The sequence below is a fragment of the Chromobacterium sphagni genome (assembly GCF_001855575.1).
Classification (GTDB): Bacteria; Pseudomonadota; Gammaproteobacteria; order Burkholderiales; family Chromobacteriaceae; genus Chromobacterium; species Chromobacterium sphagni.
This window is the reverse complement of record NZ_MKCS01000003.1, coordinates 88,485-104,120: the sequence shown is the minus strand read 5'-3', so window position 1 is coordinate 104,120 and position 15,636 is coordinate 88,485. Positions and strand designations below refer to the sequence as shown.

14 protein-coding genes and 2 tRNA genes are annotated in these 15,636 nt (G+C 62.7%); 15 read left to right on the top strand and 1 reads right to left on the bottom strand.

All coding sequences use genetic code 11. The features are described 5' to 3' along the window. From clpP to BI347_RS19415, 7 genes are all read left to right on the top strand, one after another. Complete coding sequence (gene clpP / locus BI347_RS19445) at nt 1-633, top strand: ATP-dependent Clp endopeptidase proteolytic subunit ClpP (RefSeq protein ID WP_043572302.1); 633 nt, start codon at nt 1-3, stop codon at nt 631-633. Between the two features lie 16 nt (nt 634-649). Beyond that, nucleotides 650-1,930: an ATP-dependent Clp protease ATP-binding subunit ClpX gene (clpX, locus tag BI347_RS19440; protein ID WP_071114094.1), complete on the top strand. Its 1,281-nt coding sequence runs from the start codon at nt 650-652 to the stop codon at nt 1,928-1,930. A gap of 144 nt (nt 1,931-2,074) precedes the next feature. Next, nucleotides 2,075-4,489 carry an endopeptidase La gene (lon, locus tag BI347_RS19435; protein WP_071114095.1) on the top strand — a complete coding sequence of 805 codons (2,415 nt, stop codon included), beginning with the start codon at nt 2,075-2,077 and terminating at the stop codon, nt 4,487-4,489. Between the two features lie 174 nt (nt 4,490-4,663). Beyond that, nucleotides 4,664-4,933, top strand: coding sequence for an HU family DNA-binding protein (locus tag BI347_RS19430; protein WP_043572292.1), 270 nt, complete (start codon nt 4,664-4,666; stop codon nt 4,931-4,933). A 45-nt stretch (nt 4,934-4,978) separates the two neighbouring features. Then, a tRNA-Val gene (locus BI347_RS19425) sits at nt 4,979-5,054 on the top strand. A gap of 6 nt (nt 5,055-5,060) precedes the next feature. Continuing rightward, nucleotides 5,061-5,137: transfer RNA gene (locus BI347_RS19420), tRNA-Asp, on the top strand. A 74-nt stretch (nt 5,138-5,211) separates the two neighbouring features. Then, nucleotides 5,212-7,053 (top strand): SurA N-terminal domain-containing protein, encoded by a 1,842-nt coding sequence (locus BI347_RS19415; RefSeq protein WP_071116815.1) that lies wholly within the window; start codon nt 5,212-5,214, stop codon nt 7,051-7,053. A 64-nt stretch (nt 7,054-7,117) separates the two neighbouring features. On the opposite strand, the gene BI347_RS19410 is transcribed toward BI347_RS19415, so the two are convergent. Then, complete coding sequence (locus tag BI347_RS19410) at nt 7,118-8,029, bottom strand: LysR family transcriptional regulator (protein WP_071114097.1); 912 nt, start codon at nt 8,027-8,029, stop codon at nt 7,118-7,120. 90 nt (nt 8,030-8,119) lie between these two features. Here BI347_RS19410 and BI347_RS19405 point away from each other — a divergent pair, with 90 nt between their 5' ends. The 8 genes from BI347_RS19405 (at nt 8,120) to BI347_RS19370 (ending at nt 15,533) form a co-directional block, all read left to right on the top strand. After that, nucleotides 8,120-8,884 (top strand): sulfite exporter TauE/SafE family protein, encoded by a 765-nt coding sequence (locus BI347_RS19405; RefSeq protein WP_204378117.1) that lies wholly within the window; start codon nt 8,120-8,122, stop codon nt 8,882-8,884. Between the two features lie 97 nt (nt 8,885-8,981). Beyond that, a complete protein-coding gene (locus BI347_RS19400; RefSeq protein WP_071114098.1) occupies nt 8,982-9,272 on the top strand; it encodes a helix-hairpin-helix domain-containing protein in 291 nt (96 codons plus the stop codon). Then, nucleotides 9,269-9,895 carry a paraquat-inducible protein A gene (locus BI347_RS19395; RefSeq protein WP_071114099.1) on the top strand — a complete coding sequence of 209 codons (627 nt, stop codon included), beginning with the start codon at nt 9,269-9,271 and terminating at the stop codon, nt 9,893-9,895. The genes BI347_RS19400 and BI347_RS19395 overlap by 4 nt, the downstream gene beginning before the upstream one ends. After that, nucleotides 9,877-10,512 (top strand): paraquat-inducible protein A, encoded by a 636-nt coding sequence (locus BI347_RS19390; RefSeq protein WP_239690963.1) that lies wholly within the window; start codon nt 9,877-9,879, stop codon nt 10,510-10,512. The genes BI347_RS19395 and BI347_RS19390 overlap by 19 nt, the downstream gene beginning before the upstream one ends. Continuing rightward, entirely contained in the window at nt 10,502-12,127 is a 1,626-nt protein-coding gene (locus BI347_RS19385) for a PqiB family protein (protein WP_071116814.1), read from the top strand. The genes BI347_RS19390 and BI347_RS19385 overlap by 11 nt, the downstream gene beginning before the upstream one ends. Continuing rightward, nucleotides 12,124-12,732: a PqiC family protein gene (locus BI347_RS19380; protein WP_071116813.1), complete on the top strand. Its 609-nt coding sequence runs from the start codon at nt 12,124-12,126 to the stop codon at nt 12,730-12,732. Before BI347_RS19385 ends, BI347_RS19380 begins: the two co-directional genes overlap by 4 nt. Before the next feature lie 138 nt (nt 12,733-12,870). After that, nucleotides 12,871-14,133: an MFS transporter gene (locus BI347_RS19375; protein ID WP_071116812.1), complete on the top strand. Its 1,263-nt coding sequence runs from the start codon at nt 12,871-12,873 to the stop codon at nt 14,131-14,133. Between the two features lie 20 nt (nt 14,134-14,153). Next, nucleotides 14,154-15,533: a NarK family nitrate/nitrite MFS transporter gene (locus tag BI347_RS19370; protein ID WP_071116811.1), complete on the top strand. Its 1,380-nt coding sequence runs from the start codon at nt 14,154-14,156 to the stop codon at nt 15,531-15,533. The last annotated feature ends 103 nt before the right edge of the window (nt 15,534-15,636 follow it).

Sequence of the window (15,636 nt, the reverse complement as noted above, 5' to 3'; positions counted from 1 at the left end):
ATGAAATCGATGATGGAACCGCAAGGGTTGGGCCTGGTGCCCATGGTGGTGGAGCAGAGCGGTCGTGGCGAGCGCGCCTATGATATTTACTCGCGTCTGCTGAAGGAGCGCATCGTCTTCCTGGTCGGCCCCGTCTCGGACGAATCGGCCAACCTGGTTGTCGCGCAGATGCTGTTCCTGGAGTCGGAAAATCCGGACAAGGACATCCATTTCTACATCAACTCGCCGGGCGGTTCGATTACCGCCGGCATGTCGATCTACGATACGATGAACTTCATCAAGCCGGACGTTTCCACCCTGTGCATAGGCCAGGCGGCCAGCATGGGCGCCTTCCTGCTGTCGGCAGGCGCCGAGGGCAAGCGTTTTGCGCTGGAGAACAGCCGGGTGATGATTCACCAGCCGCTGCTGTATGGCGGCGGCCTGTCCGGCCAGGTGACCGACATCGAGATCCACGCCCGCGAGCTCGTCAAGGTGAAAGCCAAGATGAACGAGCTGATGGCCAAGCACTCCGGCAAGACCATGGAGCAGCTGGAAGCGGATACCGAGCGTGATAATTTCATGTCGGCTGAAGAGGCCCGTGTCTACGGCCTGATCGATAAAGTGCTGTCTTCCCGCAAGGATGTCACGGCGTAAGTAGTGGAATTGGCTAATGGCTGACAAAAACAGCAACGAGAAACTTCTCTATTGTTCTTTCTGCGGAAAGAGCCAGCACGAAGTGCAGCGGTTGATCGCCGGCCCGCAGGTATTCATTTGCAATGAATGCGTCGAGCTGTGCAACGACATCATTCGCGAAGAACTGGAGAAGGGTAGCAGCAGCGAGGTGGTGGGCGGCGCGTCCGCCGACCATCCGCTGCCGACGCCGCAGGAAATCCGCGCAGACCTGGATCAGTACATCATCGGCCAGGACTTCGCCAAGAAAACCCTGTCGGTTGCGGTGTACAACCACTACAAGCGCCTGTACCAGAAGACCGGCAAGGACGACGTGGAGCTGGCCAAGAGCAACATCCTGTTGATCGGCCCCACGGGTTCCGGCAAGACCCTGCTGGCGCAGTCGCTGGCGCGCCTCCTGGACGTGCCCTTCGTCATCGCCGACGCCACCACGCTGACCGAGGCGGGCTACGTGGGCGAGGATGTCGAGCACATCATCCAGAAGCTGCTGCAGAAGTGCGACTACGATGTGGACAAGGCCCAGCGCGGCATCGTCTACATCGACGAGATCGACAAGATCTCGCGCAAGTCGGAAAACCCGTCCATCACCCGCGACGTATCGGGCGAGGGCGTGCAGCAGGCGCTGCTGAAACTGATCGAGGGCACTGTCGCCTCGGTTCCGCCGCAAGGCGGCCGTAAGCATCCGAACCAGGAATTCATCCAGGTGGACACCACCAATATCCTGTTCATTTGCGGCGGCGCGTTCGACGGCCTGGAAAAGATCATCCGCCAGCGCTCCGAAAAGGGCGGCATCGGCTTCGGCGCCGAAGTCACCTCCAAGGACGACGGCCGCAGCCTCAGCGCCCTGTTCAAGGACGTGGAGCCGCAGGATCTGATCCGTTTCGGCCTGATTCCGGAGCTGATCGGCCGCTTGCCGGTGGCTGCGACGCTGGACGAGCTGGACGAGGAGGCGTTGGTCACCATCCTGACCCAGCCGAAGAACGCGTTGATCAAGCAGTACCAGCGCCTGTTCTCGATGGAGTCGGTGGAGCTGGAGGTCCGCCCGTCGGCGCTGCGCGTCATCGCTAAGCAGGCATTGGTCCGCAAGACCGGCGCCCGCGGTCTGCGCTCCATTTTGGAGCGCGCGCTGCTCGATACCATGTACGAACTCCCGTCGATGCAGGACGTGGAAAAAGTGGTGGTGGACGAGAAGGTGATAGAGAAGGGCGATAAACCGCTTTTCATCTACCGCGAACAGGGCGGTGTGGCACAATCCGCCTGATGGCCTGGCCTGAATGACTGAACCGCCCGGCAGGGCGGTTTTTTATTTGTCACCGATGTAATCTGTTTTAGTATGGGGTGTTGATATTCTGGCCTCACACCCCATTTTCCAAGCATTGTTTCCCCAAAGCTAAGGTTAGGTGATATGTCCCAACCCGCAGAAATCAGAGAAGAGACCACGCTGCCGCTATTGCCGCTGCGCGACGTGGTGGTCTTCCCGCACATGGTCATTCCGCTGTTCGTCGGACGGGCCAAATCGATCCGTGCGCTGGAGCTGGCGATGGACGAAGGCAAGCAGATCCTGCTGGTGGCCCAGCGCTCGGCCTCCAAGGACGAGCCTTCGGCCGAGGACCTGTACGGCATAGGCACCATCGCCGCCGTGCTGCAGATGCTCAAGCTGCCGGACGGCACCGTCAAGGTGCTGGTCGAGGGCCGCCAGCGCGCCACAATCAAGCAGGTGGGCGAGGAGGACGGCTGCTTCGTGGCCGAATTCGAAGCGCTGTCCAGCGAAGTGGAGGAGTCCAACGAGACCGAGGCGATGCGCCGCGCGCTGCTCGCCCAGTTCGAGCAGTATGTCAAGCTGAACAAGAAAATCCCGCCCGAGGTATTGAACTCGCTGGCCGGAATCGACCGCGCCGGCCGCATGGCCGACAGCATCATCGCCCACCTGCCGCTCAAGCTGGAACAGAAGCAGGAAGTGCTGGAGATGTTCGATGTCCAGACCCGTCTGGAGCATCTGATGTCGCAGCTGGAGGGCGAGATCGACATCCTGCAGGTGGAAAAGCGCATCCGTGGCCGCGTCAAGCGCCAGATGGAGAAGAGCCAGCGCGAGTACTACCTGAACGAGCAGGTCAAGGCTATCCAGAAAGAGCTGGGCGAGATGGACGAGGTTAGCGACCTCGACGAGCTCGAACGCCGCATCAAGGCCGCCGGCATGAGCAAGGAAGGCCGTGAAAAGACTCTGTCCGAGTTGAAGAAGCTGAAGATGATGTCGCCGATGTCGGCTGAGGCCACCGTGGTGCGCAACTACATCGACACGCTGCTCGACATGCCGTGGAAGAAGAAGACCAAGATCAGCAAGGACGTGGCCGCGGCCGAGGCTGTGCTGGACGAGGACCACTTTGGCCTGGAGAAGGTCAAGGAGCGCATTCTGGAGTACCTGGCGGTGCAGCAGCGCGTCGATCGCCTGAAGGCGCCCATCCTGTGCCTGGTGGGGCCTCCGGGCGTAGGCAAGACCTCGTTGGGCCAGTCGCTGGCCCGCGCCACCAACCGCAAGTTCGTGCGCATGGCGCTCGGCGGCGTGCGCGACGAATCCGAAATCCGTGGCCATCGCCGCACCTATATCGGTTCGATGCCGGGCAAGGTGCTGCAGAACATGAGCAAGGTTGGCGTCAAGAACCCGTTGTTCCTGCTGGACGAAGTGGACAAGATGGGGGCCGACTTCCGCGGCGACCCGTCGTCCGCCTTGCTGGAGGTGCTGGACCCTGAGCAGAACCACGCTTTCATCGACCATTACGCCGAAGTGGAGTTCGATCTCTCCGACGTGATGTTCGTGGCCACCGCCAATTCGTTGAATATTCCTCCGGCATTGCTGGATCGGATGGAAATCATCCGGCTTTCCGGCTATACCGAGGACGAAAAGGTCAATATCGCGCTGAAGTACCTGCTGCCGAAGCAGATCGAGGCCAACGGCGTGCGGGAAGGCGAACTGGCGGTACAGGAGTCGGCGATCCGCGATATCGTCCGCTACTACACCCGAGAAGCCGGCGTACGCAGCCTGGACCGCGAGGTGGCCAAGATTTGCCGCAAGGTGGTGACCGGTGCCTTGCTCAAGCCGGGCAAGCCGGGCAAAGTGACGGTGTCGGCCAAGAATCTGGACAAGTATCTGGGTGTGCGCCGCTTCGACTACGGTCTGGCGGAAGAGGAAAACCGCATCGGCCAGGTGACTGGTCTGGCCTGGACCGAAGTGGGCGGCGAATTGCTGACCATCGAGGCCGTCACGCTGCCGGGCAAGGGCAATATCGTCCGGACCGGCCAGCTGGGCGAAGTGATGCAGGAGTCGATTACCGCGGCGATGAGCGTGGTGCGCAGCCGGGCGCGTTCGTTGGGCATTAAGCCGGACTTCTACGAGAAGAGCGACATGCACATCCATGTGCCGGAAGGCGCGACGCCCAAGGATGGTCCGAGCGCCGGCATTGCGATGACCACCGCCATCGTTTCGGTGCTCACCAGCATCCCGGTGCGCGCCGATGTGGCGATGACCGGCGAAATCACGCTGCGCGGCGAAGTGTTGCCGATCGGCGGTCTGAAAGAGAAATTGTTGGCGGCGCATCGCGGCGGCATTCGCCACGTGCTGATCCCCAAGGGCAATGAAAAAGACTTGGTGGAGATTCCGTCCAACATCAAACAGAAGCTTGAAATCCATCCAGTGAAGTGGATTGATGAAGTGCTGGCACTGGCGCTGGAGCGTCAGCCGGAAGAATTGTCGCAAGAAGAACAGTCTGCTGACATTCCTCCTGCGCAAGATGCCGCCGGCGGAGTGTCGGTTTTGAAGCATTAAGAATCATGGCCTTACCGAAGCTGTGAATATCTTGTGGTTTCGCGGCTTCCAAATGTCCTTGCGAATTAGCAAAACACCCGTGGAAGCCGCTTGACACAAGGATTTCCGCCTTGCTATAAAGCAAGCGTTTTTATCCGAATTACGTAGACCGAAGAACGACGAAAGGGGACTTACGTGAACAAGTCTGAACTGATTGACGCCATCGCGGCAGAAGCCGATATTTCCAAAGCTGCTGCTGCGAAAGCTCTGGACGGCATGGTTGCTGCCGTTACCGACGCCCTGAAAAAAGGCGATACCGTGACTCTGGTGGGTTTCGGCACCTTCTATGTGGGCGAGCGCGCAGAGCGCAGCGGCCGCAATCCGAAGACCGGCGAAACCATCAAGATCCCGGCTGCACGTTCTCCGAAGTTCCGTGCTGGCAAGGCACTGAAAGACGCGCTATAATCGGCGGCCTTTCCGGCCCGATCTGATCGGGCCGGTTTGGTAGAAGGGCGTTTAGCTCAGTTGGTAGAGCGTCTGCCTTACAAGCAGAATGTCGGCGGTTCGACTCCGTCAACGCCCACCAGGGTTCGGAGCGGTAGTTCAGTTGGTCAGAATACCGGCCTGTCACGCCGGGGGTCGCGGGTTCGAGCCCCGTCCGCTCCGCCAAAAATACACGAGAGAAGGTGAACCGGTTTACGCGTTCACCTTTTTTTTTACAGGGGTGGCCTTAGCCAATCGTCATGTTCGAGTTTGTCCAGAACAACAAAACCGTCATTCAAGTCATCCTCGGTGCTGTCGCGCTGACCTTCGCCGGCTTTGGCGTCAGCAGTTACAGCAGCGCAACCGATGATCCCTATCTGGTCAAGGTGGGCAGCGTCAAGATCTACAAACGGGATCTGGACCGCGAGCTGGAAGGAAAGCCCAGCGATCCGGCCGCCCGCCAGGCCGCCCTTGAGGATATGATCCGCCGCAAGCTGATCCTGGCCGATGCCCGGGATCATGGCGCCACGGTCAGTGCCGAGCAACTGCGCAAGGTCATCGCCTCCATTCCACTTTTTCAGGACAATGGCCAGTTCAGCCAGTCGCGCTACAGCGAGTTTCTGAAAAACCGCTATCAGTCGGCGGAAGCTTTCGAAACCGAGATCAGCGACGATATCCTGGTGAGAAGCCAACTGACCAGCGTGGCCGGCACCCAGTTTGTCGCCAACAGCGTGGTCAATCGCGTGGCCGCGCTGCTGGGCGAGGGCCGGGAGTTGCAGCCGCTGGTGCTGAAGCCGGCTGATTTCGCATCCGAAGTGAAAACCGACGCCGCCGCGGTCAAAGCCTATTACGATGCCAACGCCAAGCGCTTCCGTACTCCGGAAAGCGTGAAGCTGGATTATGTGGTGTTGTCGCAGGACGCGTTGGGGCAGGGCATCAAGATTGCCGATGCCGATGTGCAAAAGTACTACGACCAGCACAAGGCCGATCTGTCCAGCGAGCAGCGCCGCGCTTCGCACATTCTGCTGACCGTGGCCAAGGATGCCGCTCCGGCGCAAAAAGCCAAGGTCAAGGCCGAAGCCGGAGCCCTGCTGAAGGAAATTCGCGCCAATCCGGCCAAGTTTGCCGAACTGGCCAAGGCCAAGTCGCAGGACCCCGGCTCCGCCGAAAAGGGTGGCGATCTGGGCTTTTTCGCTCATGGCATGATGGTCAAGCCGTTTGACGACGCGGTGTTCCGCATGAAGCCGGGCCAGATCAGCGATCTGGTGGAAACCGAATACGGCTTCCACATCATCCGTCTGGACGAAATCAAGGCTCAGGATCTGGAAACCGTCAAGGCTGCCATCGTCGACAAGCTGCAAAAGCAGAAGGCCGCGGCATTGTTCCGCGAGCAGGCGGACAAGCTGAGCGAAGTCGCCTATCAGCAGGCGGACTCGTTGAAGGGCCTGGTTGACGCGCTGAAGCTGGAGGTCAAGCATTCCGACTGGCTGCAGCGCAATCAACCGGGCAAGGACGATCTGCTGGGCAACGAAAAGCTGCTGGCGGCGGTATTCAGCGACGATGTGCTGAAGAAGAAGCACAACAGCGAGCCGGTGGACATCGGCGGCGGCCGTCTGGTGGTGGCCCGCGTGGCCGAGCATCAGCCGGAACGCCAGCAAGCGATTGCCGATGTGCGCGAGCAGATTCAGGGCGAGCTGGTGGAGCGCGAAGGCGCCAAGCTGGCCGACAGGAAGGGCCAGGCACTGCTGGCCGACTTGAAGGCGGGCAAGAATGTCGATGCGCCAAAGTGGGGCGCGGCCTTGACGGTATCCCGCCGCGCCGCCGCTAGCCTGCCGCCTACCGATATGCGCGCGGTGTTCAGCGTGGCCGCCGCCAAGCTGCCGACTTTCGCCGGGGTGCGACACGATACCGGCGAGTACGTGATTTACCGCGTCAACAAGGTGATCGCCGCTCCGGCCGTTACCGATGCCGATCGCGCCCAATTGGGCAATGTGCTGGGCGAGTTGACGGCCAACGGCCAACTTGGCAGCTATCTGCAGGCGCTGCGCCAGAAATACCCGGTAACGGTCGGCAAGCAATCGCTGAGCGATAACAGCCAGTAAGCCCCCAGGCTGCGTGACGCCACCAACCCCGCCCAATGGCGGGGTTTTTGCATTCCTCTTGCCGTTACGGCAAGCGCGCGGCAGTCAGGCCGTCCCGGCGCAGCGCGTCCAGCAGCAGCCTGGCCTTGCGCGGGATACTGCGGCTGGCGAACACCGCATGCATCTGCGGATCATCGCCCTGACTGGAAACGATGCGGAATTCCGGGCACAGCCGCACCAGTTCGCCGCGCGCGACCAGCGGTTCGGCCAGCCAGTCGCCCAGTCGCCCGATGCCCATGCCCGCGCGTATGGCCTCCAGCACGCCGTTGCCGGAGTTGCTGCGGTGCCAGGCGCTGAGGTTGAGGCTGATCTGCGTGTCCTGGCTGATGAAATTCCATGCCTTGAGCACCCGTGGCGCAGTGTGGATTATCACCCGGTGCCCGGGCAGTTGGCGCGGATGTTCCGGCGCGCCGTGGCGCGCCAGGTAGGCGGGGCTGGCGTATAAATGGCGCCGGTAGTCCCACAGCGGGTAGCCGATCAGCTCGCTGGAGGCCGGGAAGGCGCCGCGGATGGCGAAGTCCAGTTTTTCCCGAATCGGCTCCAGCGTGGCGTCGCTATACAGCACGTCAAAGCGCAGGTCGGGGTTTTCCTCGGCCAGGAGCGCCAGCACCCGTGGCAGCACGGTTCTCCCCAGCGTCTCCGGGGCGGAGAAGCGCAGCAGGCCGCGGGGCGCGGCAATCTGCTGGTTGAGCTCCTCTTCCGCCTGTTGCTGCAGATCCAGCATCTGCCTGGCTATCGGATAGTAGGACTCGCCGGCCATGGTCAATTCCAGCTGCTTGCTGGAACGGGCCAACAGCGCGGTCCCCAGCTCCTCTTCCAGCGCTTGCAGCGCGCGGGTGGCGCTGCTGGGCGAGGTGCCCAGCTGGCGCGCGGCGGAAACAAAGCTTTTCTGCTCCACCACCGCGCAGAAAATCCTTATGCCCCAAAGTGCTTTCATTGTGGCTCCATCATTGCGTTTATTGCAATGCTACATTGCAAGCACCAATTCCGGCCAGGCCTTAGAATGCGCATTGGAAGGAGAATGCCAATGTTGTTGAGTTTGAGTTTTCTGTGCGTGATCGCTTTTTTTGCCGGCCTGGTCGATGCCGCGGTCGGAGGAGGGGGCTTGATCCAGATTCCCGGCTTGTTCAGCGTGTTGCCCAATGTGGCGCCGGCCACCTTGTTTGGCACCAATAAACTGGCGTCCGCGGTGGGCACGCTGTCGGCGGCGCGCTCCTATCTGCGCCGCGTGCGTCTGCCGTGGCGGCTGGTGCTGCCGTCCGCGGCCATGGCGTTTGTGTTCTCGTTCGCCGGGGCGCAGGTGGTGTCGCTGATTCCCAAGGACGTGATCCGGCCGCTGGTCCTGGCGCTGCTGCTGATCATGGCGGTGTATACATTGTGGAAGAAGGATTTCGGCAAGCTGCACAGGCCGGTGGCGATAGGCCGACGCGAGCTGCTGGTGGGCATGGCGATAGGCGGCGCCATCGGCTTCTACGACGGCCTGTTCGGCCCCGGCACCGGCAGCTTCCTGATGTTCCTGTTCATCCGTTTCTTCGCCTTCGATTTCCTGCACGCCTCGGCCGCGGCCAAGGTGGTGAATCTCACCACCAATGTGGCGGCTCTGCTGTCCTTCGCGATAGGCGGCCATATCTTGCTGGCCTATGCGCTGCCCATGGCCGCGGCGAACATGGCAGGAGCGATGGTCGGCACCCGGCTGGCCATGAAAAAGGGCGCGGGCTTCGTGCGCATCCTGTTCCTGGCGCTGACCAGCGTGCTGATCTGCAAGCTGGGCTGGGACATTCTGCACGGCTGAGTCGGCAGCCGCGGGGCGCTGGAGCGCGTGCCGCTTTGAACTGCGGTGCCCGCTCCCTTATCATGTAGGCTGAACGATTACTCGGCGGCCACTTTACATGCATCCATCCCGCTGCCCGCCCCCGGATTTGGCGCTCAGTCTGCTGCAACTGCCCAACGTCGGCCCGCGAACCGCGGCCGACCTCGAACTGTTGGGCATCCGGTCCCCGCAGCAACTGCGGGGGCGCGATCCTTATCAGCTCTATCTGGAACTGTGCGACCGTACCGGTCAGAGACAGGATCCTTGCGTGCTGGACATGATGCTGTCCGTCTGCCACTACGTCGATACCGGGGAGGCGCGCGCCTGGTGGAGCTTTACCCCGGAGCGCAAACGTAAATGGATGCTATGAGGTCCGAAACGGAGCGAACCACCGCCTGTCACGATTGCGATCTGCTGCTGCAATTGCCGGCGTCCGCCGGGGATCGAGCCTGCATCCATTGCCCGCGCTGCGGTGCGCTGCTGCACGAGCAATCGGATCAGGCGCTGCATGCCGGCACCGCGCTGGCGCTGGCGGGTATGCTGACATTCGTGATCGCCAATAGTTATCCGGTGCTGGTGCTGGAAATCGCCGGCAACCGCAATGCCGCCACTCTGTGGCAAACCGCGTTGGCCTTGCAGCGGCAGGGCATGGCGGAAGTGGCGTTGTTGGTGCTGTTCACCGGCATCGTGATGCCGGCGCTGGAGTTGGCCAGCATGCTGTATCTGCTGTTGCCGCTGCAATTGGGCCGGGCGCCGCCAGGCTTTCCCGTCGTGATGCGGCTGCGCCAATTGGCGCGGCCCTGGTGCATGGTGGAGGTTTTTTTGTTGGGCGTGCTGGTTTCGCTGGTCAAACTGGTGCATCTGGCATCGGTGCGGCCGGGCATCGGACTGTGGGCGTTTTTTGGCCTGATCGTGCTGATGGCCGCCTGCGCCAGCCGTTTCCGGCCGGTGCAACTGTGGGAGCGCTACCAGGCATGCCGCATTATGGAATGAAGAGCGCGGCGGCGCGCAATTTGGGCCTATGCCTTGGCTGCGGCCTATTGTGTCGGCTGGACGGCGATGCGCCGGGCGCCTGCCCGCGCTGCCGGAGCCCGCTGCACCTGCGCAAGCCGGCGGCGCTGCAGCGTTGCTGGGCTTTGCTGTTGGCCGCCGTGATCAGCTATTTCCCGGCCAATCTGCTGCCCATCATGGAAACCACTGCGCTCACCGGCGTGCAGCGCGACACCATACTCAGCGGCGTGGTCTACTTGTGGAACAACGACTCCTGGCCGTTGGCGCTAGTGGTGTTCACCGCCAGCGTGCTGGTGCCCTTGCTGAAGATACTGGCCTTGCTGCTGCTGTTGTGCAGCGTGCAATGGCGCTGGTCGTGGGCGCCGCGGCAGCGCACCGGCCTGTACCGGCTGATCGAGGTGATAGGTCCGTGGTCGATGCTGGATATTTTCGTGGTGGCGCTGATGGTCGCCCTGGTGCAATGGCAGTCGCTGGCCAGCATCAAGGCCGGCGCCGGCGCGGTGGCCTTCGGCGCGGTGGTGGTGCTGACCATGCTGGCCGCAATGAGTTTCGATCCCAGGCTGATCTGGGATCCTGTAGAGGACGATGATGAGCAGTGAAAAACCGGTAGAGCCTCAAGGCCAGGAGCCGCAATTGCCGCAGGCGGTGGCCCTCAAGCGCAGCCGCTGGGCGCCGTCGCTGGTCTGGCTGATTCCCGTGGTGGCGGCGCTGATAGGCGGCTGGCTGGCGGCGCACGCGATATTGTCGCGCGGCCCCACCATCACCATTTCGTTCCAGAACGCGGAAGGGATAGAGGCGGGCAAGACGCGCATCAAATACAAGGACGTGGAAATCGGCGAGGTAACCTCGATCAAGCTCAGCCCCAACCGTCAATCCATCGTGGCCACCGCCCAGTTGAGCAAGGAGGCGGGCGACTATCTGGCGACCGACAGCCGCTTCTGGGTGGTGCGGCCGCGGGTGTCCGGCGGCGGCGTGTCAGGCTTGGGCACAGTCTTGTCCGGCTCGTACATCGGCATGGACATTGGCAAGAGCGAGGCGCGCAAGACTGAATTCGTCGGGTTGGAAACGCCGCCCATCATCAATGCCGATCTGCCGGGGCAAACCTTCTTCCTGCGGGCCGACAACCTGGGTTCGCTGAACACCGGCTCGCCGGTGTATTTCCGCCGGGTGCCGGTGGGGCAGGTGGTGGGGTATGAGTTGGATCCGAAAGGCGGCTTCGTCCGCGTCAGCGTGTTCATCAATGCGCCGTACGATCGCTTCGTCAGCGCCAACAGCCGTTTCTGGCACGCCAGCGGCATAGACGTATCGCTGAGCGCCAACGGTCTGAACGTCAGCACCCAGTCGCTGGCGGCCATCGCGCTGGGCGGCATCGCCTTCGAGACGCCGCTGGCCGACAACGCCGCCATTCCGCTGTCCGACCGCAACTTCATCCTGCACGACAGCCGCGACAAGGCTCTGCAGAATCCCGACCGCGAAATGCAGGCCTTCCGCCTGCGTTTCCGCCAGTCTTTGCGTGGATTGGCTATAGGGGCGCCGGTGGATTTCCGCGGCATCATCATCGGAGAGGTGACGGCGATAGGCGTTGAGTACGTGCCGGAGCGCAAGGATTTCGACATGACTGTGGACATCCGCACCTATCCCAGCCGGCTGGACAGCCTGTCGCATGGCGCGCGCATCTCGCGCAAGCTGTCGTCGCAGCAGCTGGTGGCCAACGGCATGCGCGCCCAGTTGCGCTCGGGCAGCCTGATCACCGGCCAGTTGTACGTGGCGCTGGACTTTTTCCGCGACGTTCCGCCGGCCAAGCTGGTGGTGCGGAGCGGCATCGCCGAGTTGCCGACCATTCCGGGCGACCTGGAGGAGTTGCAGCGGGTTCTGCAGCGGATTGCCAAGAAGCTTGACTCCGTGCCGTTCGACAGCATAGGGCTGGAGATGGATGCCTCGCTGAAATCGCTGCATCAGACGCTGGACAGCATGCGCAAACTGTCCGACGGCATCAATGGCGAGATGCTGCCGCAAACGCTGAAGACGCTGGAGCAACTGCAGCAGACGCTGGACGCGACCCGCCAGACCATGAGAGCCGACTCTCCGCTGCAGCAGGATGTGCGCTCGGCGGCGCAGGAAGTGAAGGAGACGGTGCGCAGCTTCCGCGCGCTGGCCGATTACCTGGACCGCCACCCGGAAGCGCTGGTGCGGGGCAAGGAGGCGCAGCCATGAGTCTGCAACGATGGGGCGGCATCGCCATGCTGCTGATTGCACTGGCAGGCTGCGCATCGCCGCAGGCCCGCTTCTACGGCCTTGAATCGACTTCCGCTCCCGACGGGCAGGCACAGTTCGGCAAGCGCATCCTGCTGGGGCCGGTCAACCTGCCTGCGGGGCTGGACCGTCCGCAACTGGTGCTGGACAACGGCAATGGCCAGTTGCAGCTACTGGAATTCGAGCGCTGGAGCGCGCCGTTGGATCGTTTGCTGGCGCAGAACCTGGTTTTGGCAGTATCGCGCCGCAGCGGCGTCGCCAGCATCTACGCCTATCCGCAGGCGACGATGGACGGCGGCGATCTGCGCTACATGCTGGATGTGCGCCGTTTGAGTTTGCAGCCAGGCCGCCAAGTGGCATTGGAAGTCGTGTGGCAATTGCAAAACGTTGCCGATGGCAAGCTGCTGGCCGCTGGCAGTTTCAGCCGCACTCTGGTCCCGCCCGCTCCGGGTAACGACGCGGCGCTGGCCGGTTTGCAGATCCTGCTGGATGCGCTGTCCGGAGACATGGCGCAGCCACTGCGCCAGCATCCGGACTGGTGGCAAAATCCAGCCGGGCGTTCCTGATGCAGGCTGGCGGCCTAATTCGTATGGAGTAGGCCGCATCCGTCTTTAGCGCATTAATAGTCCTGCGTCAGACGAATACCCCCGGCAGGACGCAACACCTAATCTTGGCAGCCATGACCACTCCATGGGTATGGCGCCATGTCCTCTCCCTCATTCAAACGCTACAGCGTGCTGGCCAGCGGCACGCTGGCCTTCACAGTCTGCTTCATGGTCTGGATGATGTTCGCGGTGCTGGGCATCCCGATCAAGCAGCAACTGGGCCTCAATGAAACCGAATTCGGCATCCTGGCGGCGACGCCGGTGCTGAGCGGTTCGCTGATCCGCGTACCGCTGGGCATCTGGACCGATCGCTACGGCGGCCGTCCGGTGCTGTTCGCGCTGATGCTCAGCTGCGTGCTTCCCGTCTATCTGCTGCAGTTTGCCAGCGCCTACTGGCAGTTTCTGCTGGCGGGGCTGTTCGTCGGCCTGGCCGGCGGCTCGTTCTCGGTCGGCACGCCCTATGTGGCGCGCTGGTTCCGCAAGGAGCAGCAGGGTCTGGCCATGGGCATTTTCGGCGCGGGCAACGCCGGCTCGGCGCTGACCAAGCTGGTGGCGCCGGCGCTGATTCTGGCCTGGGGCTGGCAGAGCGTGCCCGCCGCCTACGCGCTGATCATGCTCGCCGCCGCCATCCTGTTCTGGCTGTTCTCCTTCAGCGATCCGGCGCACAGGGCGCCGTCCACCGTCACATTGCGCCAGCAACTGGCGCTGATGAAGCACCCGGCGGTGCTGCGCTATTGCCAGTACTACTCGGTGGTGTTCGGCGGCTATGTGGCGCTCGCGCTGTGGATGACCAAGTACTACGTCGGCGAGTACGGTTTGGACCTGAAGCACGCGGCCTTGCTGGCGGCCTGTTTTTCCTTGCCTGGCGGCGTGCTGCGCGCGGCGGGCGGCTACTTGTCCGACCGCTTTGGCCCCCATGTGGTCACCTGGGCGGTGATGTGGGTGTGCTGGGTGGCTTTCTTCCTGTTGTCCTATCCGCAGACCGAGATGCGCGTCGCCACCGTGAACGGGCCGATGAGCATGCATATCGGCCTCAACGTCTACCTGTTCACCGGCCTGTTGTTCCTGGTGGGCGTGGCGATGGCGATCAGCAAGGCATCGGTGTTCAAGTTCATCGCCGACGAGTTCCCCGACTCCATCGGCGCGGTGTCCGGCGTGGTGGGCCTGTCCGGCGGCCTGGGCGGTTTCTTGCTGCCCATCTTGTTCGGCGTCTTGCTTGACCTGACCGGCGTCCGCTCCAGCGCCTTCATGCTGTTGTATGGAACGGTGTGCGTCAGCTTGGTGTGGATGCATTTTTCCTTCAAATCGGCGGCTAAGGCCGCGCCGGCCCATCCCATTCCCTTGACGAGCGAGCGCGGCTGAGCGCGGCGCGGGAGACACTCATGACTTATCTGATCAAACACTGGGAGCCGGAATCGGCCCCGTTCTGGCAGCAGAAAGGCCGTTCGGTGGCGCGGCGCAATCTGTGGATCTCGATTCCGGCGCTGACGCTGGCCTTCGCGATCTGGCAGGTATGGAGCGTGGCGGTGTTGAACATGCCGAATATCGGCTTCAGCTACACCCAGAACCAGCTGTTCTGGCTGGCGGCGCTGCCGGCCTTGTCCGGCGCGACGCTGCGCATCTTCTACTCCTTCATGGTGCCGCTGTTCGGCGGCCGCAAGTGGACGGCGATTTCCACCGCCAGCCTGTTGATTCCCGCGGTGGGCATCGGTTTCGCGGTGCAGGACCCCAGCACCAGCTATGTCACCATGGTGACGCTGGCGCTGTTGTGCGGCTTCGGCGGCGGCAACTTCAGCTCCAGCATGGCCAATATCAGCTTCTTCTTCCCCAAGGCGGAGAAGGGCACCGCGCTGGGCCTGAACGCCGGCCTGGGCAATCTGGGCGTGTCCATCGTGCAGTTCGTGGTGCCCATCGTCATCACCATGGGCCTGTTCGGCCAGCTGGGCGGCGATCCGCAGCATTGGGCGAAAGGCGCGCTGTCCAGGCAGATGTGGCTGCAGAACGCCGGTTTCGTCTGGGTGCCGTTCATCGCCCTGTCCGCGCTGGCGGCCTGGTTCGGCATGAATGACCTGGCCTCGGCCAAGTCCTCGTTCTCCGAGCAGGCGGTGATCTTCACCCGCAAGCATAACTGGCTGATGTGCTGGCTGTACGTGGGCACCTTCGGTTCCTTCATCGGCTTCTCCGCCGGCTTTCCGCTGCTGGTGAAGGGCCAGTTCCCGGAAATCGACCCCACCCGCTATGCCTTCCTCGGGCCGCTGGTCGGCGCCTTGACCCGCCCGCTGGGCGGCTGGCTGGCCGACAAGATAGGCGGTGCCAAGGTGACGCAGGCCGCGTTCGCGCTGATGATCCTGGGCGTGCTGGGCGTGATCCTCTTCCTGCCGCACGGCGGCCAGGGCGGCAGCTTCTCCGGCTTCTTCGCGATGTTCCTGTGCCTGTTCGCGCTGACCGGCATCGGCAACGGCTCCACCTTCATGCAGGTGCCGGCCATCTTCCTGACGCTGCACCAGCGCTTGGCAGGACCGGGCAAGGCGGCGCAGAAACAGGCCTTGCAGGACGCCACCCGCGAGGCGGCGGCGGTGCTGGGCTTTACCAGCGCGATCGGCGCTTACGGCGGCTTCTTCATTCCCAAAAGCTACGGCACCTCGATCGCGCTGACCGGCGGCGTGGAGGCTGCGTTGTACGTGTTCATCGCCTTCTACCTGAGCTGTCTGGCGATCAACGGCTGGTACTACGCCCGCAAGAAGGCGGAGGTGCGTTGCTGAGCAGGCGGCGCAATGCCCGGAAGATGGTGGTTGGTGGCCGGGCATTGCAGCCTATGGCTTGGATGGTATCGGAAGGGCGCCCGTGGGCGCCTTTTTCACGTCC

Excerpts from the sequence above, each read along its gene's own strand:
- BI347_RS19405 (WP_204378117.1), top strand. The coding sequence starts at position 8,120 with ATGTTGTTGAGTTTGAGTTTTCTGTGCGTGATCGCTTTTTTTGCCGGC.
- lon (WP_071114095.1), top strand. The coding sequence starts at position 2,075 with ATGTCCCAACCCGCAGAAATCAGAGAAGAGACCACGCTGCCGCTATTG.
- BI347_RS19410 (WP_071114097.1), bottom strand. The coding sequence starts at position 8,029 with ATGAAAGCACTTTGGGGCATAAGGATTTTCTGCGCGGTGGTGGAGCAG.
- clpP (WP_043572302.1), top strand. The coding sequence starts at position 1 with ATGAAATCGATGATGGAACCGCAAGGGTTGGGCCTGGTGCCCATGGTG.
- BI347_RS19375 (WP_071116812.1), top strand. The coding sequence starts at position 12,871 with ATGTCCTCTCCCTCATTCAAACGCTACAGCGTGCTGGCCAGCGGCACG.
- BI347_RS19385 (WP_071116814.1), top strand. The coding sequence starts at position 10,502 with ATGAGCAGTGAAAAACCGGTAGAGCCTCAAGGCCAGGAGCCGCAATTG.
- BI347_RS19395 (WP_071114099.1), top strand. The coding sequence starts at position 9,269 with ATGAGGTCCGAAACGGAGCGAACCACCGCCTGTCACGATTGCGATCTG.
- clpX (WP_071114094.1), top strand. The coding sequence starts at position 650 with ATGGCTGACAAAAACAGCAACGAGAAACTTCTCTATTGTTCTTTCTGC.
- BI347_RS19390 (WP_239690963.1), top strand. The coding sequence starts at position 9,877 with ATGCCGCATTATGGAATGAAGAGCGCGGCGGCGCGCAATTTGGGCCTA.
- BI347_RS19400 (WP_071114098.1), top strand. The coding sequence starts at position 8,982 with ATGCATCCATCCCGCTGCCCGCCCCCGGATTTGGCGCTCAGTCTGCTG.
- BI347_RS19415 (WP_071116815.1), top strand. The coding sequence starts at position 5,212 with ATGTTCGAGTTTGTCCAGAACAACAAAACCGTCATTCAAGTCATCCTC.
- BI347_RS19380 (WP_071116813.1), top strand. The coding sequence starts at position 12,124 with ATGAGTCTGCAACGATGGGGCGGCATCGCCATGCTGCTGATTGCACTG.
- BI347_RS19370 (WP_071116811.1), top strand. The coding sequence starts at position 14,154 with ATGACTTATCTGATCAAACACTGGGAGCCGGAATCGGCCCCGTTCTGG.